32 protein-coding genes and 1 pseudogene are annotated in these 24,655 nt (G+C 62.8%); 29 read left to right on the top strand and 4 right to left on the bottom strand.

Annotation, left to right across the window (positions count from 1 at the left end; all coding sequences use genetic code 11):
• Positions 1-237: 237 nt before the first annotated feature.
• The 5 genes from rpsL (at position 238) to QFZ61_RS07360 (ending at position 4,990) form a co-directional block, all read left to right on the top strand.
• A complete protein-coding gene (rpsL, locus tag QFZ61_RS07340; protein ID WP_018773658.1) occupies positions 238-612 on the top strand; it encodes a 30S ribosomal protein S12 in 375 nt (124 codons plus the stop codon).
• Between the two features lies 1 nt (position 613).
• Entirely contained in the window at positions 614-1,084 is a 471-nt protein-coding gene (gene rpsG / locus QFZ61_RS07345) for a 30S ribosomal protein S7 (protein ID WP_124091059.1), read from the top strand.
• A 69-nt stretch (positions 1,085-1,153) separates the two neighbouring features.
• Entirely contained in the window at positions 1,154-3,268 is a 2,115-nt protein-coding gene (fusA, locus tag QFZ61_RS07350; RefSeq protein WP_307034715.1) for an elongation factor G, read from the top strand.
• 268 nt (positions 3,269-3,536) lie between these two features.
• Positions 3,537-4,727: an elongation factor Tu gene (gene tuf, locus QFZ61_RS07355; RefSeq protein WP_003803827.1), complete on the top strand. Its 1,191-nt coding sequence runs from the start codon at positions 3,537-3,539 to the stop codon at positions 4,725-4,727.
• A gap of 137 nt (positions 4,728-4,864) precedes the next feature.
• On the top strand, positions 4,865-4,990 hold the full coding sequence (locus QFZ61_RS07360) for a hypothetical protein (RefSeq protein WP_307034717.1): 126 nt from the start codon (positions 4,865-4,867) through the stop codon (positions 4,988-4,990).
• A 67-nt stretch (positions 4,991-5,057) separates the two neighbouring features.
• Here QFZ61_RS07360 and QFZ61_RS07365 read toward each other — a convergent pair whose 3' ends face one another.
• Positions 5,058-6,497, bottom strand: coding sequence for a GH1 family beta-glucosidase (locus tag QFZ61_RS07365; RefSeq protein WP_307034720.1), 1,440 nt, complete (start codon positions 6,495-6,497; stop codon positions 5,058-5,060).
• Between the two features lie 411 nt (positions 6,498-6,908).
• Here QFZ61_RS07365 and rpsJ point away from each other — a divergent pair, with 411 nt between their 5' ends.
• The 23 genes and pseudogenes from rpsJ (at position 6,909) to map (ending at position 19,893) form a co-directional block, all read left to right on the top strand.
• Complete coding sequence (gene rpsJ / locus QFZ61_RS07370) at positions 6,909-7,217, top strand: 30S ribosomal protein S10 (RefSeq protein WP_003803825.1); 309 nt, start codon at positions 6,909-6,911, stop codon at positions 7,215-7,217.
• A 17-nt stretch (positions 7,218-7,234) separates the two neighbouring features.
• Positions 7,235-7,885, top strand: coding sequence for a 50S ribosomal protein L3 (rplC, locus tag QFZ61_RS07375; RefSeq protein WP_307034722.1), 651 nt, complete (start codon positions 7,235-7,237; stop codon positions 7,883-7,885).
• A 4-nt stretch (positions 7,886-7,889) separates the two neighbouring features.
• The gene (gene rplD, locus QFZ61_RS07380) at positions 7,890-8,510 is read left to right on the top strand and encodes a 50S ribosomal protein L4 (protein WP_307034724.1); all 621 of its coding nucleotides are present in this window, start codon (positions 7,890-7,892) and stop codon (positions 8,508-8,510) included.
• Positions 8,507-8,812 (top strand): 50S ribosomal protein L23, encoded by a 306-nt coding sequence (gene rplW, locus QFZ61_RS07385; protein WP_307034726.1) that lies wholly within the window; start codon positions 8,507-8,509, stop codon positions 8,810-8,812. The genes rplD and rplW overlap by 4 nt, the downstream gene beginning before the upstream one ends.
• A gap of 29 nt (positions 8,813-8,841) precedes the next feature.
• Positions 8,842-9,681 carry a 50S ribosomal protein L2 gene (gene rplB / locus QFZ61_RS07390; protein ID WP_024366131.1) on the top strand — a complete coding sequence of 280 codons (840 nt, stop codon included), beginning with the start codon at positions 8,842-8,844 and terminating at the stop codon, positions 9,679-9,681.
• A 12-nt stretch (positions 9,682-9,693) separates the two neighbouring features.
• Complete coding sequence (gene rpsS / locus QFZ61_RS07395) at positions 9,694-9,975, top strand: 30S ribosomal protein S19 (protein WP_018773666.1); 282 nt, start codon at positions 9,694-9,696, stop codon at positions 9,973-9,975.
• A 38-nt stretch (positions 9,976-10,013) separates the two neighbouring features.
• Entirely contained in the window at positions 10,014-10,379 is a 366-nt protein-coding gene (gene rplV / locus QFZ61_RS07400) for a 50S ribosomal protein L22 (protein ID WP_003803798.1), read from the top strand.
• Complete coding sequence (rpsC, locus tag QFZ61_RS07405) at positions 10,380-11,213, top strand: 30S ribosomal protein S3 (RefSeq protein WP_307034729.1); 834 nt, start codon at positions 10,380-10,382, stop codon at positions 11,211-11,213.
• The gene (gene rplP, locus QFZ61_RS07410) at positions 11,214-11,630 is read left to right on the top strand and encodes a 50S ribosomal protein L16 (RefSeq protein WP_138768571.1); all 417 of its coding nucleotides are present in this window, start codon (positions 11,214-11,216) and stop codon (positions 11,628-11,630) included. It abuts the gene before it with no gap.
• Positions 11,631-11,632: 2 nt separating this feature from the next.
• Positions 11,633-11,962, top strand: a complete 330-nt coding sequence (gene rpmC, locus QFZ61_RS07415) for a 50S ribosomal protein L29 (RefSeq protein WP_011692802.1) — start codon at positions 11,633-11,635, stop codon at positions 11,960-11,962.
• On the top strand, positions 11,959-12,267 hold the full coding sequence (gene rpsQ, locus QFZ61_RS07420) for a 30S ribosomal protein S17 (RefSeq protein WP_307034733.1): 309 nt from the start codon (positions 11,959-11,961) through the stop codon (positions 12,265-12,267). The genes rpmC and rpsQ overlap by 4 nt, the downstream gene beginning before the upstream one ends.
• A 472-nt stretch (positions 12,268-12,739) precedes the next feature.
• The gene (gene rplN, locus QFZ61_RS07425) at positions 12,740-13,108 is read left to right on the top strand and encodes a 50S ribosomal protein L14 (protein WP_003803789.1); all 369 of its coding nucleotides are present in this window, start codon (positions 12,740-12,742) and stop codon (positions 13,106-13,108) included.
• 3 nt (positions 13,109-13,111) lie between these two features.
• Positions 13,112-13,471 carry a 50S ribosomal protein L24 gene (gene rplX / locus QFZ61_RS07430; RefSeq protein ID WP_066436866.1) on the top strand — a complete coding sequence of 120 codons (360 nt, stop codon included), beginning with the start codon at positions 13,112-13,114 and terminating at the stop codon, positions 13,469-13,471.
• Positions 13,471-14,052, top strand: a complete 582-nt coding sequence (gene rplE, locus QFZ61_RS07435) for a 50S ribosomal protein L5 (protein WP_307034735.1) — start codon at positions 13,471-13,473, stop codon at positions 14,050-14,052. The genes rplX and rplE overlap by 1 nt, the downstream gene beginning before the upstream one ends.
• A gap of 80 nt (positions 14,053-14,132) precedes the next feature.
• A pseudogene (gene rpsH / locus QFZ61_RS07440) lies at positions 14,133-14,532 on the top strand (30S ribosomal protein S8).
• Between the two features lie 18 nt (positions 14,533-14,550).
• Positions 14,551-15,087: a 50S ribosomal protein L6 gene (gene rplF, locus QFZ61_RS07445; RefSeq protein WP_307034737.1), complete on the top strand. Its 537-nt coding sequence runs from the start codon at positions 14,551-14,553 to the stop codon at positions 15,085-15,087.
• Between the two features lie 2 nt (positions 15,088-15,089).
• Positions 15,090-15,473, top strand: a complete 384-nt coding sequence (rplR, locus tag QFZ61_RS07450; RefSeq protein ID WP_306908998.1) for a 50S ribosomal protein L18 — start codon at positions 15,090-15,092, stop codon at positions 15,471-15,473.
• 26 nt (positions 15,474-15,499) lie between these two features.
• Positions 15,500-16,180: a 30S ribosomal protein S5 gene (rpsE, locus tag QFZ61_RS07455; RefSeq protein WP_307034739.1), complete on the top strand. Its 681-nt coding sequence runs from the start codon at positions 15,500-15,502 to the stop codon at positions 16,178-16,180.
• 3 nt (positions 16,181-16,183) lie between these two features.
• A complete protein-coding gene (gene rpmD, locus QFZ61_RS07460; RefSeq protein ID WP_056626615.1) occupies positions 16,184-16,390 on the top strand; it encodes a 50S ribosomal protein L30 in 207 nt (68 codons plus the stop codon).
• The gene (gene rplO / locus QFZ61_RS07465; RefSeq protein WP_307034741.1) at positions 16,391-16,885 is read left to right on the top strand and encodes a 50S ribosomal protein L15; all 495 of its coding nucleotides are present in this window, start codon (positions 16,391-16,393) and stop codon (positions 16,883-16,885) included.
• A 187-nt stretch (positions 16,886-17,072) separates the two neighbouring features.
• A complete protein-coding gene (gene secY / locus QFZ61_RS07470; RefSeq protein WP_307034743.1) occupies positions 17,073-18,383 on the top strand; it encodes a preprotein translocase subunit SecY in 1,311 nt (436 codons plus the stop codon).
• Positions 18,384-18,388: 5 nt separating this feature from the next.
• Entirely contained in the window at positions 18,389-18,958 is a 570-nt protein-coding gene (locus QFZ61_RS07475) for an adenylate kinase (protein WP_307038049.1), read from the top strand.
• A 107-nt stretch (positions 18,959-19,065) separates the two neighbouring features.
• Positions 19,066-19,893, top strand: coding sequence for a type I methionyl aminopeptidase (gene map, locus QFZ61_RS07480; protein ID WP_307034745.1), 828 nt, complete (start codon positions 19,066-19,068; stop codon positions 19,891-19,893).
• Positions 19,894-19,997: 104 nt separating this feature from the next.
• On the opposite strand, the gene QFZ61_RS07485 is transcribed toward map, so the two are convergent.
• The 3 genes from QFZ61_RS07485 to QFZ61_RS07495 all read right to left on the bottom strand — a co-directional run bounded on the left by QFZ61_RS07485 (position 19,998) and on the right by QFZ61_RS07495 (position 23,321).
• Positions 19,998-21,347: an ABC transporter substrate-binding protein gene (locus QFZ61_RS07485; RefSeq protein ID WP_307034747.1), complete on the bottom strand. Its 1,350-nt coding sequence runs from the start codon at positions 21,345-21,347 to the stop codon at positions 19,998-20,000.
• Between the two features lie 106 nt (positions 21,348-21,453).
• Entirely contained in the window at positions 21,454-22,374 is a 921-nt protein-coding gene (locus QFZ61_RS07490; RefSeq protein ID WP_373427137.1) for a carbohydrate ABC transporter permease, read from the bottom strand.
• Positions 22,371-23,321, bottom strand: coding sequence for a carbohydrate ABC transporter permease (locus tag QFZ61_RS07495; RefSeq protein ID WP_307034748.1), 951 nt, complete (start codon positions 23,319-23,321; stop codon positions 22,371-22,373). The genes QFZ61_RS07490 and QFZ61_RS07495 overlap by 4 nt, the downstream gene beginning before the upstream one ends.
• Positions 23,322-23,552: 231 nt before the next feature.
• Between QFZ61_RS07495 and QFZ61_RS07500 the strand changes: the two genes are divergently transcribed.
• A complete protein-coding gene (locus tag QFZ61_RS07500; protein ID WP_307034750.1) occupies positions 23,553-24,593 on the top strand; it encodes a P1 family peptidase in 1,041 nt (346 codons plus the stop codon).
• Positions 24,594-24,655: the final 62 nt, after the last annotated feature.

Here is a 24,655-nt window from a genome sequence, read left to right on the forward strand (position 1 = left end):
GGCTGTGAAGCTGGACCAGGACGACGTTTCCGGTTTGCAGGGTTCTTGTGCAACGTATGCCACATTTTCGCATGCCTAGAGGAAGTTCGTGACGGAAGTCCGGGCCCCGGCGTGCGGTCCGACTATTAAGGCTTCGCCTCAGCTGCTCTGGAGAGAACTTCAAAGCTCGAGCGGCGGGGCGCAGCGACAAGAGAGCGGCCGCCAACGGCCGTTCCGGATAAAACGGAGAACACGAGAGTGCCTACGATTAACCAGCTGGTCCGCAAGGGCCGCACGCCGAAGGTCAAGAAGACCAAGGCCCCCGCGCTTAACGGCAGCCCGATGCGCCGCGGTGTTTGCACCCGCGTGTACACGACGACCCCGAAGAAGCCGAACTCGGCTCTGCGTAAGGTTGCGCGTGTCCGCCTCAACGGTGGCATTGAAGTTACCGCGTACATCCCCGGCGTCGGCCACAACCTGCAGGAGCACTCCATTGTGCTCGTCCGCGGCGGTCGCGTTAAGGACCTTCCGGGTGTCCGTTACAAGATCGTCCGTGGCGCCCTCGATACCCAGGGTGTGAAGAACCGTAAGCAGGCCCGCAGCCGCTACGGCGCAAAGATGGAGAAGAAGTAATATGCCTCGCAAGGGTCCGGCCCCCAAGCGGCCGCTAGTCATTGATCCCGTTTACGGTTCCCCGCTGGTTACCCAGCTGATCAACAAGGTACTCGTCGACGGCAAGAAGTCCACCGCAGAGCGCATCGTTTACGGCGCCCTCGCCGGTGCTCAGGAAAAGTCCGGCGGCGATCCCGTTGCAGCCCTGAAGAAGGCCATGGACAACATCAAGCCGAGCCTCGAGGTGAAGTCCCGCCGCGTCGGCGGCGCCACCTACCAGGTTCCGGTCGAGGTCAAGCCGGGCCGCGCGACGGCACTCGCCCTGCGCTGGCTCGTCGGCTACTCCAAGGCCCGCCGTGAGAAGACCATGACCGAACGCCTCCGCAACGAGATCCTGGATGCCTCCAACGGTCTCGGCGCCGCTGTGAAGCGTCGCGAAGACACCCACAAGATGGCCGAGTCCAACAAGGCCTTCGCACACTACCGCTGGTAAAACTTCCCGGACGCCGCCGGCTCAACCGAGCTGGCGGCGAACGTGCAGTCCATCCGAAAGGGAGACACCGTGGCACAGGACGTGCTTACCGACCTTAGCAAGGTCCGCAACATCGGCATCATGGCCCACATTGATGCCGGCAAGACCACTACTACCGAGCGCATCCTCTTCTACACGGGTGTGAACCACAAGATCGGCGAAACGCACGACGGCGCGTCGACCACCGACTGGATGGAACAGGAAAAGGAACGCGGCATCACCATCACGTCTGCCGCCGTGACCTGCTTCTGGGAAAACAACCAGATCAACATCATTGACACCCCGGGCCACGTGGACTTCACGGTCGAGGTTGAGCGCTCGCTGCGCGTCCTCGACGGTGCTGTCGCCGTGTTCGACGGCAAGGAAGGCGTGGAGCCGCAGTCCGAGACTGTCTGGCGCCAGGCTGACAAGTACAACGTTCCGCGCATCTGCTTCGTCAACAAGATGGACAAGCTCGGCGCTGACTTCTACTTCACCGTCGACACCATCATCAGCCGCCTCGGTGCCAAGCCGCTCGTCATGCAGCTGCCGATCGGCGCCGAGAACGACTTCATCGGCGTGGTCGACCTGCTCTACATGCGCGCACTGGTCTGGCCCGGCGACTCCAAGGGTGACGTCACCATGGGCGCCAAGTACGAGATCCAGGAGATCCCTGCTGACCTGCAGGAAAAGGCTGAAGAGTACCGCGCCAACCTCGTTGAGGCTGTCGCCGAGTCCTCCGAGGAACTCATGGACAAGTACCTTGAGGGCGAAGAGATCTCCATCGACGAGCTCAAGGCCGGCATCCGCAAGATGACGATCAACTCCGAGCTCTACCCGGTGTTCTGCGGCTCCGCCTTCAAGAACCGCGGCGTGCAGCCGATGCTCGACGCCGTCGTGGATTACCTGCCGAACCCGCTCGACGTCCCCCCGATGATCGGCCACGATCCTCGCGACGAAGAGAAGGAACTGACCCGTAAGCCTTCCGCTGACGAGCCGTTCTCCGCACTGGCGTTCAAGATCGCCGCGCACCCCTTCTTCGGCCAGCTCACCTTCATCCGCGTGTACTCCGGTCACGTGGAAGCAGGCGCGCAGGTGGTCAACTCCACCAAGGGCAAGAAGGAGCGCATCGGCAAGCTGTTCCAGATGCACGCCAACAAGGAAATGCCGGTTGACGGCGCTACCGCCGGCCACATCTACGCAGCGATCGGTCTGAAGGACACCACCACGGGCGACACCCTGTGCGATTCGTCCAACCAGATCGTCCTCGAGTCCATGAGCTTCCCGGAGCCCGTGATCTCGGTCGCGATCGAACCGAACACCAAGGGTGACCAGGAGAAGCTCTCCACGGCCATCCAGAAGCTCTCCGCTGAGGACCCGACCTTCCAGGTTTCCCTCAACGAAGACACCGGCCAGACCATCATCGCCGGCATGGGCGAGCTCCACCTGGACATCCTGGTGGACCGCATGCGCCGCGAATTCAAGGTCGAGGCAAACGTGGGCAAGCCCCAGGTCGCCTACCGCGAAACCATCAAGCGTGCTGTGGAGCGTCACGACTACACGCACAAGAAGCAGACCGGTGGTTCGGGCCAGTTCGCAAAGATCCAGATCGCGATCGAGCCGCTGGACACGTCCGAGGGCGAGATGTACGAGTTCGAGAACAAGGTCACCGGTGGCCGTGTTCCGCGCGAATACATTCCTTCGGTTGACGCTGGTATCCAGGATGCGCTGAACGACGGCGTCCTGGCCGGTTACCCGGTTGTCGGCATCAAGGCCACGCTGATTGACGGCGCGTACCACGATGTTGACTCCTCGGAAATGGCGTTCAAGATCGCCGGCCGTATGGCTTTCAAGGAAGCCGCACGCAAGGCGAACCCTGTCCTGCTCGAACCGCTGATGGATGTCGAGGTCCGCACCCCTGAGGAATACATGGGTGACGTTATCGGTGACCTCAATTCCCGTCGTGGCCAGATGCAGTCCATGGAAGATGCCCAGGGTGTCAAGGTTATCCGCGCGCACGTCCCGCTGTCCGGAATGTTCGGCTACATCGGTGACCTGCGTTCGAAGACCCAGGGCCGCGCTGTGTACTCCATGACGTTCAACAGCTACGCGGAGGTCCCGAAGGCAGTCGCCGACGAGATCATCCAGAAGAGCCGCGGCGAGTAGTCCTTCGGGACTCCCGCAGCAGCGAAGAAGAACTCGGGTGCGTTCCCTCCACAGGGAATTCACCTGGTGTTGGCGGCCGGTTCCCGGCCGGCTGCAACTGGTCAAGCCGGTTGCCGGCCGCCAACACGAACAGGCTCGAGGGACTAGTATTAGTCCCAGAATCTGCAATTTCACCAATCCAAAGCCCCCCAAGTAGACTTACTGGAGTTTCTGCCGCGACAAGCGCGGCCGAAGGGTAAGTCATTTGAAAACGTTCTAGGAGGAACCTGTGGCAAAGGCAAAGTTCGAGCGGACTAAGCCGCACGTTAACATCGGTACCATTGGTCACGTTGACCACGGTAAGACGACGCTGACGGCCGCCATTTCCAAGGTGCTGTACGACAAGTACCCGACTCTCAACGAGAAGCGTGACTTCGCGTCGATTGACTCTGCTCCCGAAGAGCGTCAGCGCGGCATTACCATCAACATCTCCCACGTTGAGTACCAGACCGAGAAGCGCCACTACGCACACGTAGACGCCCCCGGTCACGCTGACTACATCAAGAACATGATCACCGGTGCTGCTCAGATGGACGGCGCGATCCTCGTGGTTGCCGCTACTGACGGCCCGATGGCTCAGACCCGTGAGCACGTTCTGCTCGCCCGCCAGGTTGGCGTTCCCTACCTGCTGGTCGCGCTGAACAAGGCTGACATGGTCGATGACGAGGAACTCCTCGACCTCGTCGAAATGGAAGTTCGTGAGCTCCTGAGCTCGCAGGGCTTCGATGGCGACGAAGCACCGGTTGTCCGCGTTTCGGGCCTGAAGGCTCTGGAAGGCGACCCGGAGTGGGTCAAGTCCGTTGAGGACCTGATGGCTGCCGTCGACGAGTCCGTTCCGGACCCGGTTCGTGACCGCGACAAGCCGTTCCTGATGCCGATCGAAGACGTCTTCACGATCACCGGCCGTGGCACCGTTGTTACGGGCCGCGCCGAGCGTGGAACCCTCGCGATCAACTCTGAGGTCGAGATCGTCGGCATCCGCCCCGTTCAGAAGACCACCGTTACCGGTATCGAGATGTTCCACAAGCAGCTCGACGAAGCATGGGCCGGCGAGAACTGTGGCCTGCTGCTCCGCGGTCTGAAGCGCGACGATGTCGAGCGTGGCCAGGTTGTCGTCAAGCCGGGTTCCATCACCCCGCACACCGACTTCGAGGCAAACGTCTACATCCTCTCCAAGGACGAAGGCGGACGTCACAACCCGTTCTACTCCAACTACCGCCCGCAGTTCTACTTCCGCACCACGGACGTAACCGGCGTTATCACCCTGCCGGAAGGCACGGAAATGGTTATGCCCGGCGACAACACTGAGATGACCGTTGCGCTCATCCAGCCGATCGCAATGGAAGAGGGCCTCGGCTTCGCTATCCGCGAAGGCGGCCGCACTGTTGGTTCGGGACGTGTCACCAAGATCATCAAGTAATTACTTGCTGACCTAGCTTCATTCCTTAGCGGCCGGCCGTACTGCGGCTGCTGCAAGGAAAGAACAGCCCCGCTGCATCGCAGCGGGGCTGTTCTTTTTAACCCTGCTACGGTTGCAGGGAATGAAAGGAAACCGAGATGGAGTGGATTATTTTCCTGGTGGTGGTCGTCGCTGTCATCGCAGGAGGCCTGTGGGCCAAGAAGTATTTCCGGCACGAAATCGAGCGGACAAAGCGGATCAACCGGGCCAACAAGAACCAGTAGAGGCGCTCAGGCCCCGGCGGTGACCACTTCGCCGGCGGCCGGCGGCCGCCGGCCAGCGGTCGGCGCTTCAGCTCCCGGCCCGACGCCGCCTTGCGGCGCTGAGGGCCTGGTACCAGTAGAAGGATTCCTTGGGAGTCCGCTCCTGATTCTCAAAGTCCACGTGGACCAAGCCGAACCGCTGGGAGTAGCCGGCCGCCCATTCGAAGTTGTCCATCAGGGTCCAGACGTAATAGCCCAGCAGTTCGACGTCCTCGGCGATGCCCCCGGGTGCGGTTGCCGCCAGGGCGTGGCCGAGATGAGCTGCCAGGTAATTGATCCGGCCGGCGTCGGCGATGGGGCCCTCCACATGGTCCGGCTCGGGGAAGCTGGCCCCGCTTTCGGTGATGAAGAGCGGCGGCAGGGCGGCACCGTACCGGTCCTTCATCTCGCGCAGCAGCGGACCGAGATGGTCCGGCGCCACCGGCCAGCCGAAGCCGGTGGTTTCGTATTCCGGGAACGCCGCAAAATGGAACGGCAGGCGCGCCATTGCGGGCGCCGTACCGACCGGGCTGTCGGCCGGGGCCCGGCCGGTGGCGACCTTGACGGGGTAGTAGTAGTTCAGGCCGTAGAAGTCCAGCGGCTGGTGGATGTCGCGCAGGTCAGCGTCGGAGACCTTGTCCAGGAACCGGAACCAGGGGCGCGCTGCCAGCGGGGGTTTCGGGTAGCTGCCGAGCAGGACCGGATCGGCGTAAATGCGGTTCAGCCCCATGTCGAAAGCTTTTGCCAGGAACCTGTCTAGCACCGAGCCTGTTGCCGGATGGACGGGGGAGTGCAGGTTGGTCACGCCGACAGCTCCGGCGACGCCCGCCGCGCGCAGTGCCTGCACCGCCAGGCCGTGGGCCAGGAGCTGGTGGTGCACCGAGGGCAGGGCGTCGAAGAGCAGGTCCCGGCCAGGCGCGTGCACGCCGAGGGCGTAGCCGTTGAGGGTGACGGAGGCCGGCTCATTCAGGGTTACCCAGTGGGTGACCCTGTCGCCGAAGCGCGCGCCGGCCGCCGCGCTGTACTCGGCGAAGCGCTCCGCGGTCGTCCGGTTCATCCACCCGCCCCGGTGCTCGAGCGGCAGCGGAGTGTCCCAGTGGTAGAGGGTTGCCATGGGGGAGATGCCGGCCTCAAGCAGCCGGTCGATCAGCCGGTCGTAGAAATCCAGGCCTTCGGCGTTGAAAGCTCCGGTCCCGTCCGGCTGGATCCGCGGCCAGGAAAGCGAGAAGCGGTAGGAGTCGATGCCCAGCTCGCGCATCAGCCGGACGTCGTCGTCGGAGCGGTTGTAGTGGTCGCACGCTACCGCGGGGGAGTGGCCATCCTGGATACTCCCGGGCTTTTCGACGAAGGCGTCCCAGCCGGAGGGCCCGCGGCCGCCGGCGGCCAGCGCGCCCTCAATCTGGAAGGCGGCGGAGGCGACCCCCAGCAAAAAGCCGGACGGCAGCCGGGTCGCGAGGTCCTGGACTGCGGGAGAATCCTGCACTGTCATGCCCTTATCTTGGTATCGACTGTTGCTGAAGGCAATGACCGACCGGCGAGAGGGCCGGGGCGCCGGCCCGGGGGCCGATTCGCTTCTGCCGGTTATTTCCGGCATACTAGATGAGTTGTTCAAGCGCTCTTTCGCGTCCCGATCCGGATAATGCCGGGTGCCAGGGTCCAAGTCAGAGCCCAAACATAACCCACTCCCCACGGAACTGCGGACGAGTACGCGTGAAAAGCGCGACACGCCCGACCGCGGGGGTCGGTTACGCCGGCAGGTTGAGGAACCCGGATTCATCCGGATTCAGCTTGTGCGGCGGGTGGTAGTTACGACTTCAAATGCTTCGGCAGCCGCACAACAGGTAAGTGAACAGGGCAGCCCCAATCAGGGGAAGCACAGACTGAAAGAGAGTCAGGCGACATGGCGGGACAAAAAATCCGCATCCGGCTGAAGTCATACGACCACGAGGTCATTGACGTTTCAGCACGGAAGATCGTTGAGACGGTCACGCGCGCAGGCGCAACTGTAGTTGGCCCCGTGCCGCTGCCGACGGAGAAGAACGTTTACTGCGTAATCCGCTCTCCGCACAAGTACAAGGACAGCCGCGAGCACTTTGAAATGCGCACGCACAAGCGTCTTATCGACATCATCGATCCCACGCCCAAGGCCGTTGATTCGCTCATGCGTCTCGACCTGCCGGCCGACGTGAACATCGAAATCAAGCTTTAGGGAGGTGCTGAGAGACTATGACCGCAACCCGTAACGTAAAGGGCCTGCTGGGCACGAAGCTCGGCATGACCCAGGTCTGGGACGAGAACAACAAGCTCATCCCCGTCACTGTGGTCCAGGCTGACTCGAACGTCATCACCCAGCTGCGCAATGCAGAGGCTGATGGCTACGTCGCCGTTCAGATCGGCTACGGCCAGATCGATCCCCGCAAGGTCACCAAGCCGCTGGCTGGTCACTTTGAAAAGGCAGGCGTCACGCCTCGCCGCCACGTCGTAGAACTGCGCACTGCAGATGCTGACTCTTACGAGCTGGGCCAGGAGCTCTCCGTAGAGCTCTTCGAAGCCGGCCAGAAGATCGACGTCGTTGGCACCACCAAGGGTAAGGGCTTCGCCGGTGTTATGAAGCGTCACGGCTTCCACGGCGTTGGAGCTTCCCACGGTGCCCACAAGAACCACCGTAAGCCCGGTTCTATCGGTGGCGCATCCACCCCGAGCCGCGTCTTCAAGGGCATGAAAATGGCCGGCCGCATGGGCGCCGTTCGTCACACCACGCTGAACCTCACGGTCCACGCGGTTGACGTCGAGAAGTCGCTGCTCCTGATCAAGGGCGCCGTCCCCGGCGCCCGCGGCCAGGTCGTACTCGTACGCACCGCCGTGAAGGGAGCCTAGTTCAATGACTAGCACTGTCCAGGTTGACCTGCCTGCAGAGATCTTCGACGTACAGACCAACGTGCCGCTGCTGCACCAGGTCGTCGTTGCACAGCTCGCTGCTGCTCGCCAGGGTACCCACAAGACCAAGACCCGCGCCGAGGTTTCCGGTGCAGGTCGCAAGCCGTTCAAGCAGAAGGGCACCGGCCGCGCCCGTCAGGGTTCCATCCGTGCTCCTCACATGACCGGCGGTGGCGTTGTCCACGGCCCGACGCCGCGTGACTACAGCCAGCGCACCCCCAAGAAGATGATTGCTGCTGCCCTGCGTGGCGCTCTCTCTGACCGCGCCCGTAACGGCCGCATCCACGTCGTTGCTGAACTGGTCGCCGGCACCAAGCCGTCTTCCCGTGAAGCACTGGCTACGCTGCGAGGCGTCTCCGAGCGCAAGAACCTGCTCGTTGTCATCGACCGCGCCAACGATGTTGCTGCACTCTCCGTGCGCAACCTCCAGGATGTTCACGTTCTGTACGCAGACCAGCTGAACACCTACGACGTGCTCGTTTCTGACGACGTAGTCTTCACCAAGGCTGCCTACGAAGCATTCGTTGCTGACAAGGTTGCAAAGAACGAGGAGGATGCCAAGTGAGCGCAGCCACCATCAAAGACCCCCGCGACGTCGTGCTTGCACCTGTCGTCTCGGAAAAGAGCTATGGCCTGATCGACGAAGGCAAGTACACCTTCCTGGTGGACCCCCGTTCGAACAAGTCCGAGATCAAGCTGGCCGTGGAGAAGATTTTCTCCGTCAAGGTCGAATCGATCAACACCATCAACCGTGCCGGTAAGCGCAAGCGCACCAAATTCGGATGGGGTACCCGCAAGAACACCAAACGTGCGATTGTGAGCCTCAAAGAAGGCACTATCGACATCTTCGGCGGTCCGCTCTCGTAGCGGAGACCACTTTAACGAGGAAATAAATTATGGGAATCCGTAAATACAAGCCGACTACCCCGGGCCGTCGCGGCTCGAGCGTAGCGGACTTCACCGAAATCACGCGGTCGACGCCGGAAAAGTCGTTGGTACGTCCCCTCCCGAAAAAGGGTGGCCGTAACAACACCGGTAAGATCACGACCCGTCACAAAGGTGGTGGACACAAGCGCCAGTACCGTCTGATCGACTTCCGTCGCCACGACAAGGACGGCGTCAACGCCCGCGTTGCCGAAATCGAGTACGATCCGAACCGCACGGCTCGCATCGCCCTCCTGCACTACGTTGATGGCACCAAGCGTTACATCATCGCCCCGAACAAGCTGGCCCAGGGTGACACCGTGGAAGCAGGTGCCGACGCTGACATCAAGCCCGGCAACAACCTGCCTCTGCGCAACATCCCGGTCGGTACCGTAATCCACGCAGTTGAACTGCGTCCGGGTGGCGGCGCCAAGATGGGCCGCTCCGCCGGCGCATCGATCCAGCTCGTCGCCAAGGAAGGCCGCTTCGCCCAGCTGCGTCTGCCTTCCGGTGAAATCCGCAACGTTGACGTGCGCTGCCGCGCCACCGTCGGCGAGGTCGGCAACGCCGAGCAGTCGAACATCAACTGGGGCAAGGCTGGCCGCATGCGGTGGAAGGGCGTTCGCCCGACCGTCCGTGGTGTCGCCATGAACCCGGTCGACCACCCGCACGGTGGTGGCGAGGGTAAGACGTCCGGTGGACGTCACCCCGTCAACCCGAACGGTAAGCGCGAAGGCCGCACCCGCCGTCCCAACAAAGAGAGCGACAAGCTTATTGTTCGTCGCCGTCGTACTGGCAAGAACAAGCGATAGGAGCCTGGACACATGCCACGCAGCCTGAAAAAAGGTCCTTTCGTTGACCAGCACCTCTTTGTGAAGGTAGCCAGGGAAAACGAAAAGGGCACCAAGAACGTCATCAAGACCTGGTCCCGCCGTTCGATGATCGTCCCCGACATGCTCGGCCACACGATCGCCGTGCACGACGGACGCAAGCACATCCCGGTGTTTGTCACTGAGTCGATGGTCGGGCACAAGCTCGGCGAATTCGCTCCCACGCGGACATTCCGCGGCCATGTCAAGGACGACCGTAAGGGCAAGCGCCGCTAGGCGCCTGCACTTACGTCAAAGACGAGAGAAGGAAAGCAATGGAAGCCAAGGCAATTGCGCGCCACATCCGCGTAACGCCTATGAAGGCCCGGCGCGTCGTCAACCTTGTTCGTGGTAAGCAAGCGAACGAGGCTCTGGCAATTCTGAAGTTTGCCCCGCAGGCAGCTTCTGAGCCGGTATTCAAGGTAGTTCAATCGGCAATCTCCAACGCCCGGGTCCTCGCGGACCGCGACGGCGTGGCGTTTGACGAAGGTGACCTCATCATCAGCGAAGCGTTTGTTGATGAAGGCCCGACCATGAAGCGGTTCCAGCCGCGTGCCCAGGGTCGTGCATTTCAGATCAAGAAGCGCACGAGCCACATCACCGTGGTAGTCGCTACCCCGGAGAAAGAGGAGGCTCGCTAAGTGGGACAGAAAGTTAACCCGCACGGGTTCCGACTCGGTATTACCACCGATCACGTATCGCACTGGTTCGCGGACAGCACCAAGTCCGGCCAGCGGTACAAGGACTTCGTCCGCGAAGACATCCGCATCCGTCAGCTCATGTCCACGGGCATGGAGCGCGCCGGTATCGCCAAGGTTGAGATCGAGCGCACCCGCGACCGTGTCCGCGTGGATATCCACACGGCACGTCCGGGCATCGTTATCGGCCGCCGCGGCGCCGAAGCAGACCGCATCCGCGGCGAGCTCGAAAAGCTCACCGGCAAGCAGGTCCAGCTGAACATCCTCGAGGTCAAGAACCCCGAGATGGAAGCCCAGCTTGTTGCCCAGGGCGTCGCAGAACAGCTGACTTCCCGCGTGGCCTTCCGCCGCGCGATGAAGAAGGCCATGCAGTCCGCGCAGCGCGCCGGTGCCAAGGGCATCCGGATCGCTTGCTCGGGTCGTCTGGGCGGCGCGGAAATGTCCCGCTCGGAGTTCTACCGCGAAGGCCGTGTGCCGCTGCACACCCTCCGCGCGAACATCGACTACGGCTTCTACGAAGCCAAGACCACCTTCGGCCGCATCGGCGTGAAGGTCTGGATCTACAAGGGTGACGTCACTGCCAAGGAACTGGCTCAGCAGGCAGCTGCTGCTCCTTCCCGCGGCCGTGGTGCCAGCGACCGTCCGGGCCGTCCCGGCGGCGCTGACCGTGGTGACCGCCGTCGTCGTAACGACCGCCCGGCAGCCGACGCAGCACCTGCTGCCGAAGCTCCGGCTGTCGAAGCAGCTGCACCCGCAGTAGAAGGAGGACAGGCTTAAATGCTTATCCCACGTCGAGTCAAGCACCGTAAGCAGCACCACCCGGGTCGTTCCGGCGCTGCCACGGGCGGCACCGAGGTCTCGTTCGGTGAGTGGGGTATCCAGGCTCTGAGCCCGGCTTACGTCACCAACCGTCAGATCGAGTCGGCCCGTATCGCGATGACCCGCCACATCAAGCGTGGCGGCAAGGTCTGGATCAACATCTACCCGGACCGTCCGCTGACGAAGAAGCCGGCCGAAACCCGCATGGGTTCCGGTAAGGGTTCTCCGGAATGGTGGGTCTCAAACGTCAAGCCGGGCCGGGTTCTCTTCGAACTCTCCGGTGTCAGTGAAGAGGTAGCTCGCGAGGCCCTGCGCCTGGCAATCCACAAGCTGCCGTTGAAGGCACGCATTGTGCGTCGCGAAGGTGGTGAGTAGAAATGGCAGTAGGATCCAAGGAACTTGCATCCGCACAGCTGGACGGTTTCGACAACGAGCGTCTCGTTGAAGAACTCCGCAAGGCCAAGGAAGAGCTGTTCAACCTGCGTTTCCAGTCCGCCACCGGCCAGCTGGAGAACCACGGTCGCCTGCGCGCGGTAAAGAAGGACATCGCCCGCATCTACACCGTTCTCCGTGAGCGCGAGCTGGGCATTCGTGCCGAGGTTGCCGCACCGGTTGTGGAAGCCAAGGAAGAAAAGAAGTCCAAGAAGGCTGCAACCAAGAAGGCCGACAAGGCCGAGACGGTTGAAACCGAGGAGGACGCCAAGTGAGTGAAAAGGACGAGAACGTGACGGAAACTGTTTCCGCCGCCGCCCAGGCTGACGAGCGCGGTTACCGTAAGACGAAGCGCGGTTACGTCGTCTCGGACAAGATGGAAAAGACCATCGTTGTCCAGGTCGAAGACCGCGTGAAGCACGCCCTCTACGGCAAGGTTATGCGCCGCAACACGAAGATCAAGGCTCACGACGAAGAGAACTCCGCCGGCATCGGCGACCTGGTTCTCCTCGCCGAGACCCGCCCGCTCTCCGCCACCAAGCGGTGGCGTCTGGTGGAGATCCTCGAGAAGGCCAAGTAATACCTGCAGCGTCCCTTCGGGGAAGCTGACCGAAACCCCCGTTCCCGCTTGGGAGCGGGGGTTTCGTCGTTCTCTGAGTCCTGGCCTCCCCGCGCTGGGCCCCCATCGCGCGAACGTACACTTGGCGCCCTGCGCCGGCGCCGCTTCGGGGCCCTAACTGTCCGTTCGCGCACTGCGGGGGGAGGGGGAGGGGAGGGAAGCTGTGATATGGGGATGTGCCGGAAACGTGCTAAGATTTTGAGTTTGTATGGCGCCGTTCGTGCGTCATCGTCAACCTCGTAAACAATCGTGCCACGGCATAGTGCCTCTTCGCGCCCAGCGCGCCGGGATGCAACTGTTTTTGGCACGGGAGTTTAGGCCTGGTCTGGCAAAATCCAGGCAGGTCAAGAGACACCCCGATCAACCGTTCCGCAAGGCTCATTCCGTAGGAAGATTTTCGGTCTGAGAACCGGCGCGACGCAAGGAGTAAATAGTGATTCAGCAGGAGTCGCGACTCAAGGTCGCCGACAACACGGGTGCTAAGGAAATCCTTACCATTCGCGTTCTCGGTGGATCTGGCCGTCGCTACGCAGGCATTGGCGACGTAATCGTCGCCACCGTCAAGGATGCAATTCCGGGCGGCAACGTAAAGAAGGGCGACGTCGTCAAGGCTGTCATCGTCCGTACCAAGAAGGAACGCCGCCGTGCGGATGGTTCCTACATCAAGTTTGACGAGAACGCAGCTGTGATCCTGAAGAACGACGGTGACCCCCGCGGTACCCGTATCTTCGGACCGGTTGGTCGTGAACTGCGTGACAAGAAGTTCATGAAGATCGTTTCTCTGGCTCCGGAGGTGCTCTAGTCCATGGCTAAGATCAAAAAGGGTGACCTCGTTCAGGTCATCACTGGCGCCAAGGCTGAGCGCGGCGGCGACCGTGGCAAGCAGGGCAAGGTTCTGCGCGTCTTCCCGGAAACCAACCGTGTGTTGGTTGAAGGCATCAACCGCGTAACCAAGCACACCAAGGTCGGTCAGTCGCAGCGCGGCACCAAGACCGGTGGCATCGAGGTCGTCGAGGCTTCAATCCACATCTCCAACGTGGCCCTGGTTGACCCCTCCACCAAGAAGCCCACCCGCGTCGGTTTCCGCACCGAGACCGTTGAGCGCGATGGCGTGAAGCGTGAAGTGCGTGTCCGCGTGGCCAAGAGCTCAGGGAAGGACATCTAATGACTGAGACTCTCGAGACTCCGGCAAGCAAGATCGTTCCTCGTCTGAAGACCAAGTACGCGGATTCCATCAAGGGCTCGCTCGTTGAGGAATTCAAGTACGAAAACGTCAATCAGGTTCCCCGTCTGGTGAAGGTCGTTGTGAACATGGGTGTTGGAGATGCCGCCAAGGACTCCAAGCTGATCGACGGCGCTGTCCGCGATCTGACCCTGATCACCGGCCAGAAGCCGCAGGTGACCAAGGCCCGCAAGTCGATCGCACAGTTCAAGCTGCGCGAAGGCATGCCGATCGGTGCGCACGCAACTCTGCGTGGCGACCGCATGTGGGAATTCCTGGACCGTCTGGTCACGCTGGCTCTGCCGCGTATCCGCGACTTCCGGGGCCTCAGCGGCAAGCAGTTCGACGGCAACGGCAACTACACCTTCGGTCTGACCGAGCAGGTTATGTTCCACGAGATCGACCAGGATTCCATCGACCGCGTTCGCGGCATGGACATCACCGTCGTGACCACTGCCAAGACCGACGACGAAGGCCGCGCGCTGCTCAAGGCGCTTGGCTTCCCGTTCAAGACCGAAGACTAATCTAGCTACGTAAAAGGTCCGGCCGGCTGGCTTGAAGCCAGCGGAGCGGAAACCGTTATGAGGAAGGGCAAGAGCCCACCATGACAATGACAGATCCTGTCGCAGACATGCTCACGCGTCTGCGCAATGCAAACTCGGCATACCACGATTCCGTGTCTATGCCTTACAGCAAGCTCAAGGCACGCGTTGCCGACATCCTGAAGGCAGAGGGGCTTCATCGCCTCCTGGAAGGAAGAAGACGCGGAGGTCGGCAAGAAGCTGACCCTCGAGCTCAAGTTCGGTCCGAACCGCGAGCGTTCCATCGCTGGTGTTCGTCGTATTTCCAAGCCGGGACTGCGCGTTTACGCAAAGTCCACCAACCTGCCGCACGTGCTCGGTGGCCTGGGTATCGCAATCCTGTCCACCTCTTCCGGCCTCTTGACTGACAAGCAGGCCGGCAAGAAGGGCGTGGGCGGCGAAGTCCTCGCTTACGTCTGGTAACGGGAAAGGAAGAGAATAATGTCACGTATTGGACGTCTCCCCATCACCGTTCCCGCCGGCGTTGAGGTCAAGGTTGACGGCTCTGTCGTCAGCGTCAAGGGTTCCAAAGGCGAGCTGAGCCACACTGTGGCCAGCCCGATCGAGGTCACCCTGGAAGACAACACCCTGACTGTCGCCCGCCCGAACGACGAGCGCGCCTCACGTTCGCTGCACGGCCTGACCCGCACCCTGATCGCCAACATGATCCAGGGCGTTACCGCAGGCTACGAGAAGAAGCTTGAGATTGTCGGTACCGGTTACCGCGTCCAGGCCAAGGGTTCTGACCTGGAGTTCGCTCTGGGCTACAGCCACCCGGTTAGCGTCTCGGCACCGAACGGCATCACCTTTGCAGTTGAGACCCCGACCAAGCTCTCTGTTTCAGGTATTTCCAAGCAGCAGGTCGGCGAGGTTGCTGCCAACATTCGCAAGCTGCGGAAGCCGGACCCCTACAAGGGCAAGGGCATCCGCTACGCCGGCGAAGTCATCCGCCGCAAGGTCGGAAAGGCTGGTAAGTAACCATGGCCATCGCAATTAACAAGAAGCGTACGAACAAGAGCAAGGCTGCCCAGCGCAGCCGCCGCCAGCTTCGTATCCGCAAGCGCATCTCCGGTACGGCTGTACGTCCTCGTCTGGTCGTCAACCGTTCCGCCCGCCACGTATTCGTCCAGGTTGTCGATGACACCAAGGGCCTGACCGTAGCGAGCGCCTCCACTCTGGAAGCCGACCTTCGTGCATTCGACGGTGACAAGACCGCCAAGGCCAAGCGCGTCGGTGAACTCGTCGCCGAGCGTGCCAAGGCTGCGGGCATCGAAGCAGTTGTCTTCGACCGCGGTGGTAACAAGTACCACGGCCGGATCGCCGCCGTCGCCGACGGCGCACGTGAAGGTGGGCTGGCACTGTGACCGAAAATAACGAAAAGGACATTCAGGTGACTGAAGCTGCAGCTGCTCCGGCAACTGAGACCGCTGCGCCCGCTACCACCGACGACCGCCGTGGTGGCGCCCGTCGTGGCGAGCGTGGCGACCGCGGCCAGGGCCGTGGCGACCGTGGTGGCCGTGGTGGCCGCGACGGTGGCCGCGAAGCCGAGAAGAGCCAGTTCGTAGAGCGCGTCGTAACCATCAACCGTGTTTCCAAGGTCGTCAAGGGTGGTCGTCGCTTCAGCTTCACCGCCCTCGTCGTCGTCGGTGACGGCAACGGTATGGTCGGCGTCGGCTACGGCAAGGCCAAGGAAGTTCCCGCTGCCATCGCGAAGGGCGTTGAAGAGGCTAAGAAGTCCTTCTTCCGCGTTCCCCGCATCGGCAACACCATCCCGCACCGGGTCCAGGGTGAGGCCGCCGCAGGCGTCGTCATGTTGCGTCCGGCGTCCGCCGGTACCGGTGTTATCGCCGGTGGCCCGGTCCGTGCAGTACTGGAGTGCGTGGGCATCCACGACATCCTCTCCAAGTCGCTCGGTTCCTCCAACGCCATCAACATCGTTCACGCGACTGTTGACGCGCTGAAGCGCCTCGAAGAGCCGGCAGCAGTGGCAGCACGCCGCGGCCTGCCGCTGGACGAAGTTGCTCCGCCGGCAATGGTGAAGGCGCTCCTTAACCAGAAGGCAGGTGTCTGAGTTATGGCTAAGAACCTGATCCCCTCCGACGCTCAGTTGGAGATCACTCAGATCAAGTCCGCCATTGGCGGCAAGCAGAACCAGCGCGACACCCTTCGGTCCCTCGGCCTGAAGCGGATCGGACACACCGTTGTCCGCACCGCCGACGCCGTGACCGTGGGAATGCTCAACACGGTTCCGCACCTGGTAAAGGTAGAGGAGGCGAAGTAAATGGCAGAGAAGAACACCGCCGAGAAGGCACAGGGCGCCGCTGCTGAGAAGCAGAACGCACTGAAGGTTCACCACCTGCGTCCCGCCCCGGGTGCCAAGACCGCCAAGACCCGTGTTGGTCGTGGTGAAGGCTCCAAGGGTAAGACCGCCGGTCGTGGCACGAAGGGTACTGCAGCCCGCTACCAGGTCAAGGCTGGCTTTGCCGGCGGCCAGCTGCCGCTGCACATGCGTCTGCCGAAGCTGCGCGGCTTCAAGAACCCGTTCCGGGTTGAGTACCAGGTGGTAAACCTGGACAAGCTCAACGAGCTGTTCCCGGAAGGTGGCTCAGTCACCGTGGAGAACCTGGTCGAAAAGGGTGCCGTTCGCAAGAACCAGCCCGTCAAGGTGCTGGGCACCGGCGACATCACCGTCAAGGTTGACGTCACCGTCCACGCATTCTCGGCCAGCGCCGCAGAGAAGATTGCTGCAGCAGGCGGAAGCACCACCGCCCTCTAACGAGGCGGCGGGGCAGTCGCCCGTTGTTAAGACTCCCGGTACCGGAGGGCTACGGCCCCCGGTGCCGGGAGTTTTTCCATTTTTCGGGCCACGCCGATTGTTCGCAGGGCGCATCCAACCGTTAGACTCGGTTGTTGGGTTTATTTGACCTATCTCACACGACTTTACTTATTACTCAGGAGGACGCTTGCTTAGCGCATTCGGCCGGGCCTTTCGCACGCCTGATCTGCGACGCAAGTTGTTGTTCACGCTGGGAATCATCACTATCTTCCGCTTGGGTGCCTTCATTCCCTCGCCTGGTGTGAACTACCAGAATGTCCAGCAATGCTTGCAGAACGGTCAGACCTCGGGCGGGATCTACCAGCTCGTCAACCTGTTCAGCGGCGGTGCATTGCTGCAGGTCTCAATCTTCGCGCTTGGGATCATGCCGTACATCACGTCCAGCATCATCGTCCAGCTGCTCCGCGTGGTCATCCCGCGGTTCCAGCAGCTCTACGATGAGGGCGCCTCGGGCCAGTCCAAGCTGACCCAGTACACCCGTTACCTCACGATCGCCCTGGGTCTCCTGAACGCCACGACACTGGTGTCGCTGGCACGTTCCGGCCAGCTGCTGCCCAACTGCCAGCTCCCGATCATTCCTGACTCGAGCATCATCACGACGATCCTGATCATCATCACCCTGACGGCCGGCACCGGCCTGATCATGTGGATGGGCGAGCTGGTCACCGAGAAGGGTGTGGGCAACGGCATGTCGCTGCTCATCTTCACCTCCATCGCCGCCAGCTTCCCCACCTCGCTCGGCGCGATCTGGAAGGCCCAGGGCCCGGGCACGTTCTTCATGGTGCTGGTGGTCGGCCTGCTGACCGTGGCTTTGGTGGTTTTCGTGGAGCAGTCCCAGCGCCGAATCCCGGTGCAGTACGCCAAGCGCATGATCGGCCGCCGCACCGTGGGCGGCACCAGCACCTACATCCCCATCAAGGTGAACATGGCCGGCGTCGTGCCCGTCATCTTCGCGTCCTCGATGCTGTACCTGCCGGGCCTGATTTCCCAGTTCAACCAGCCCAAGCCCGGCGAACCTGTTGCGCCCTGGGTCGAGTGGATCAACAACAACCTGACCCGTGGTGACCACCCCATCTACATGGCCCTCTACTTCGCCATGATTGTGTTCTTCACCTACTTCTATGTTGCGATCACTTTCAACCCTGAGGAAGTTTCTGACAACATGAAGAAGTACGGCGGCTTCATTCCGGGCATCCGTGCCGGCAAGCCGACCGCGGACTACCTGCAGTATGTGCTTTCCCGGATCACTTTGCCCGGCGCGATCTACCTGGGCTTTGTGGCCCTGATCCCGCTGATCGCCCTGGTCCTGATCAACGCCAACCAGAACTTCCCGTTCGGTGGCACCTCGATCCTGATCATGGTGGGCGTCGGATTGGAGACCGTCAAGCAGATTGACGCGCAACTACAGCAGCGTCACTACGAAGGGCTTTTGCGATGACGAGAATGTTGATTATCGGACCTCCCGGTTCCGGCAAGGGGACACAGGCGGAACGCATTTCGGAGCGCCTCGGCGTCATTGCGATCTCGACCGGCGACATCTTCCGTGCCAACGTCAAGGGTGAGACGCCGCTCGGCATCGAAGCCAAGAAGTACATGGATGCCGGGGATTTCGTGCCGGACAGCGTCACCAACAAGATGGTCCGGGACCGCCTCACGGAGGCCGACGTCGAACCGGGCTTCCTGCTCGACGGCTACCCGCGGACCACGGCGCAGGTGGACTACCTCGACCAGATCCTCGCCGACGGCGAGCAGAAGCTCGACGTCGTCCTGCAGCTCACGGCCGACGACGAAGAACTCGTCAAGCGCCTGCTGGGCCGTGCAAAGGAAACCGGCCGCAGCGATGACAATGAAGCCGTCATACGCCACCGGCTGGATCTCTACCACGGCCAGACCGAGGCTGTCGTGGCGAAGTATGCCGAGCGCGGCATCCTGACCCAGGTTGACGGTATCGGCGGCATCGACGAGGTCACCGACCGCGTCATGCGGGCCATCAAGGCTGCGCAGTCAGCCTGATCAAGGCCACCAACCATTGAGGCTCCTTCCGCTTTAGCCGGGAGGAGCCTCAGGCATTTGTCCGCCGGCCCGGCAGGGCTTCGCGGCACCACGAAAGGACGCTGAGGATGGCATTCGGCCAGACCCGCATTGAATACAAGACCAACGCCCAGATGCGGACCATGCATGAAGCCGGGCTGGTCCTCAGCCGCGCCCTGGATGCCGCCGTTGCGGCGGCGGTTCCCGGCGCAACCACCCGCGACCTCGACGCCGTCTTTGCCGGCGTTCTGGAGGAGGCAGGAGCCAAGTCCAACTTTTTGGGCTACCACGGCTTCCCCGCCACGGTCTGCACCTCGGTGAACGAGGAAGTAGTGCACGGCATCCCGGGAGACCGCGTCCTGCAGGACGGGGACATCATCTCGATCGACGGCGGTGCGATCGTGGACGGCTGGCACTCCGATTCGGCGCGGACCGTCATCGTGGGCACGGCCGACCCCGAGGATCAGCGGCTCTCCGACGTCACCGAGGCGGCGATGTGGCACGGAATCGCGGCACTGGCGACCGGGAAATTCGTCGGCGACATCGGCAACGCGGTGGACGACTACGTTTCCTCCGTCCCCGGTAAACCGCTGGGCATCCTGGAGGACTACGTGGGCCACGGGATCGGCTCCGAGATGCACATGGCGCCCGACGTGCTGAACTACCGCACCAGCCACCGCGGGCCGAAGATCCGCCCCGGGCTGTGCCTGGCCATCGAACCCATGCTGGTCCGCGGCAGCATCGACACCGCCGTGCTGGCGGACGACTGGACGGTCGTCACCACCGACGGCAAGCGTTCCTGCCAGTGGGAGCACTCGGTGGCGGTGCACGAAAAGGGCATCTGGGTGCTTTCCGCCGTTGACGGGGGAGCCGCTAAGCTGGCGCCCCTCGGCGTCGTGCCGGTCCCGATTCCCTAAGACGCCGCCAGCGACCCGCCGCGAATTTCCCCCGCGACGCAAAGAATCCCTGGCGCTACCGGAATACCGGTAGCGCCAGGGATTTTGCGTGTCGCCGGGGACCGTCAGCTCTTCAGCTTCGGCTTCACGTCCTTGGTGTAGATGCCTTCAAGGGTGCCCTTGAGCTCGGTCATGGTGGCCTTGACGTCGCCCTGCTGGGTGAGGATCTTAGCGGCCGACTTGGCCATCTCCTGGTCCGCGCCCGGCAGGAACACCCGGGCGTTGTCCTGCACCCGGGTGACCGCAAGCTGGTCCATGGCCGTCTTGATCTGCGGCGTCTTGGCCAGCACAGCGGTCATATCCGCAGAGGTGCGCGTGGGCATGTAACCGGTCGCCGCCGCGAACGTCGCGGTGCTCTCAGGCTCGGTCATGAACTTCAGGAACGTTGCGGCCGCGAGCTGGACTTCCTTGCTGACGCCGCTGGGAATGCCGAGGCCGGCGCCGCCGGTGGGGCAGACGCCGGTCTCGTTCTTCGGGCCACCCGGCAGGAAACCGACGCCGACGTTGAACTTGGCGGACTGCAGCACGCCCAGCAGCGAACCGGTGGAGGCGATGGTGGTGGAGGTGATGCCCGCGGAGAAGTCGTCAGCGGCCTCCTTGGAGGAGACGCCCGCCCACTTGTCCTTGTAGATCGAATCCTGGGCCCACTGGAGGGCCGCCACGGACTCGGCCGAGTCACAGTTGATGTTCCAGTCGTTGGACCAGCTGCCGCCCCATCCCCAGAGCATGTTCTGCAGCGTCCACCCGGCGTAGCCCGCCAGCGCCGGGTAGATATAGGCGTACTGCGAGCCCGAGGCGGCCTTGAGCTTCGGGGCCCACTCAGCAAATTCCTGCCAGGTCTTCGGCGCCCGGTCCGGCAGGCCGGCAGCCTTGAAGTGGTCCTTGTTGTAGTAGAACAGCGGGGTGGAGCGCCCGTAGGGGAGCGCCCACTGCTTGTCCGCGTACTTGTAGTCCGCGACGAGGGACTTCTGGAAGTCGTCCACCTTGATGTCCAGCTGCTTGATCAGACCGTCGAGCGGGATGATGTTGCCGTTGGTGAAGTACCGGAACCACCAGACATCGGAGAGCACCACGAGCCCGGGCAGGGCGGACTTCGCCGCCTGGGAGGTCTGGAACTTCTGCGCGATCTCTTCGTAGTTGGCGCCGGCAGTGATCAGGTTGACCTTGATCTCCGGAAACTTCGCCTGGAACTTTTCGATGATCGCCTTCTCAGCGTCCTGCGACTTGCCCGGGTGGTTGCTCCAGAAGTCGAAGGACGCGGCAGGCTTCACACTGCTGAAGTCGGTGTCGGCCGAGGCGGAAGCGGCGGCGTTGCTGCCTCCGGTGGACGGGCCGCCGCAGGCCGCCAGGGCGGCTGCCCCGGCGCTGGCGCCGGCGAGGCCAAGGAAGTTTCGGCGGTCAAAGTTTAGTGCCATGGTGGATCCTCTCGAGAGTGCGAACTCAATGCGATGACTTAGTGTGCTGTGTCGGGGTACTGACTCGGTGGAACGGCTGGGCGGCTTGGCGGTCCAGGAAGCAGGCCTACCCGGTGGTGCTGCCCTGGGTGAGACCGGCCACGATATAGCGCTGCAGGGCCGCGAAAACGAGGAGAATCGGAACGATCACCAGGACGGCGCCCGCCATCAGAATGCCCCAGCCGGAGCCGTTGCCTTCCGAGTTCTGCAGCAGGGTTAAGCCCACCGGGAGGGTCATAGTTTCGGGGCGGTCGGTAATGATGAGCGGCCAGATGTAGTCATTCCATTCGCTCACCACTGTGACCAGGGCGACCGTGGCGATTGAGGGCCCGGAGACGGGGACCACCACCTGCCACAGCCGGCGCCAGTGGCCGGCACCGTCGATCTCGGCCGCCTCCAGGATGGAGCCGGGCAGCGTCATGAAGTGCTGACGCAGCAGGAACGTGCCGAAGGCGGTTCCCAGCCCCGGCAGGATGATGCCCCACAGCGTGTTCTTCCCACCCACACCGGCGATCAGAATGTAGTTGGGCAGGATGGAAACCTGCGGCGGCACCATGAGCGCGACCAGGATGACGATGAAAATGACGTTCTTGAAGGGGAAGCGGACAAACACCAGGGCATAGGCCGTCAGGATGGCCAGGATCACCTTCACAGTGGCACCCACGGTGGTGACGATCAGGCTGTTCACGAAGAACCTTGCGAACGGCACGGTCGTCATCGCGATCTGGTAGTTCTCCAGGGTCACGCTCTGGGGCAGGATCTTGAGGTCCATCGTGACGATTTCGCCGGGCTGTTTGAAGGAGCTCAGCACCATCCAGAGCAGGGGCAGGACCACCACGAGGGTCGCCACGATGAGCGGGACGTAGCCGCCGGCAATCGTCTGGACCAGATTGGCGCGGGACAGTGGCCGGTTCCGCTGCGGGGGAGCGTCCGGTCCGGAAGCGGCACCGGCTGCCGGATCGGGGCTCACGGGGGAGAGCGTGCTCACGAGTAGTGCACCTTCCGTTCGACGAACCGCACCTGCAGCACGGTAATAACCAGCAGGATCACGAAGAGAACCACGGAGATGGACGCCGAGTACCCGGCGCGGTTGAAGGCGCCGAAGGCCTGCAGGTACGCCTCGTAGATCAACGTGCTGGTACCGCTGCCCAGGGGGGTCATGATCCGGATAAGGTCGAATGCCTGCAGCGAGCTGAGCATGGTGGTGATCAGCAGGAAGAACGTGGTGGGCGAGAGCAGGGGAATCGACATGCTGATGAAACGGCGGAAACCGTTGGCGCCGTCCAGTGAGGCCGCTTCCATGACGTCCTGCGGGAGTGATTGCAAGCCGGCGAGATAGACCACCGCGCAGTAGCCCAGGTTCTTCCACACGTAGACGATGATCACCATCACCAGGGACAGTTGCGGGTCATTGATCCACTGCGGGCTCTGCTGCCCGATCCCGCGGAGCAGCCAGGAGAGCACCCCGTAGCCCGGGTCGAAGATGAACAACCAGACCAGACCGACACCGACCCCGCTGAGCACATACGGGGCAAAGACCGCGGACCGGGCGAAAGTCGTGCCGCGGACCTTCGAGTTCAGGGCGAGGGCGACCAGCAGGCCGAGGACCATGGAGCCGCCGACAGTTACGACGGTGAAAATCGCTGTGGTCCCCAACACCTTGGAGGCGTCGGGACTGGTGAAGAAGGTGACGTAATTGTCCAGGCCGACGACGGTTGCGGAGGCTGAGCCGAGCGTCCAGTCCAGCGTCGAGTAGTAGATGTTGTTGATCAGCGGCAGGTACGTGAACACCGCTATCAACGCCAGGTTGGGCAGGGCGAGCGCGAGGAACACCAGGAAGTCCCTGCGTGTCCGACGAGACCAGCGTCGCCGCCGCGGGCTCTGCGTGACGGTCCCGGCGGTGGCCGGAGGACTGTCGGTCAATTGTCTTGTCATGGGGGTCTCTAACAGATCCAGGCCTGCCAGTGGCAGACAGTCGGGCGGGACATCAACAACACTTCACCACACAGATGATGGGCGGAATCCCGCACAAAGCCTTGTCAGAGCCCTGTTATGCCAGGCTTCCTTGCCCGTTTACCTGTCGTTGGTTGCAGTATTCCACAACGTTCGCTTGCGGGCAGGCAGATGCGGTGCCCAGTTTTCCGGGAGGCGGCGCACAATTGAGCCATGACAGCCATCACTGACGTGCCCGGAATCCGTGTTGGCCATGCATCTCTGGCCGGGGAGGGCTGGTTGAGCGGGGTGACGGTGGTGCTGCCGCCGCCGGGCACGGTCGGATCCGTCGATGTCCGCGGCGGCGGGCCCGGGACCCACGAGACTGACGCGCTGGACCCCACCACGCTAACGGCCACCGTCGACGCGGTGGTCCTCACCGGCGGAAGTGCCTTCGGGCTGGCGGCCGCCCACGGAGCCCAGCGCTGGTGCGAGGAGCACGGCAGGGGATTCGCCGTCCCCGGCGGCGTCGTGCCGATCGTGCCGGCGGCCGCCATCTTCGACCTGGGCCGCGGCGGCAACTTCAATGCCCGGCCCGACCCGGCTATGGGCTACGTAGCAACCGCCGATGCCGCCTCCCGACAGGACGGCCACAACGTCGAACGAGGCAACACCGGCGCCGGCACCGGAGCCCTCATCGGCCGGGGCCAGTTCAAGGGCGGCATCGGCACAGCCTCGATCACCCTGGACAACGGCGTTGTGGTCGGCGCTTTGGCGGTGGTAAACGCGCTGGGGTTACCTTTTGACCCGACGACGTCGGCGGCCGGAGACAGCGACGCCCCGGAACAGGCGGCACATCCGGAACCCGGAAACGTGCGTCTAAGCGACGAAGGAGCGAGCACGCGGAGGGTTTCGGATGCGTCGCCGGACGCTTCGATGGTGCAGCCCCTGAACACGACGCTGGTTGTCGTGGCCACGAATGCGGCACTGGACAAGGCAGAGTGCAAGAGAACGGCCACGGCAGCCCACGCCGGCCTTGCTCGGGCCCTCAACCCCAGCCACACCCTGGCCGACGGCGACACGGTGTTCGCTCTCGCCACGGGCGCCGTCGCCCTGGACCGCAGCACCGAAGCCGCGCGGCAGCTGAGCCTGATCTCCTTACAGAGCGCGGCGGCCGACGTCGTCCGCTTGGCAATCCTCGACGGCGTAGCGGCCGCAGCCGGCGTGGAGACACCGGCGGGTCGGTTTCGTGCATACGGCGACGGAGTGCGCTAGCATGGCTGGATTTAACTTTCGGCCCGCTATGCCGTAGTGTTGACTGTTGGTTGTCTGCCCTG

The organism is Arthrobacter sp. B3I4, from assembly GCF_030816855.1.
Lineage (GTDB): Bacteria > Actinomycetota > Actinomycetes > Actinomycetales > Micrococcaceae > Arthrobacter.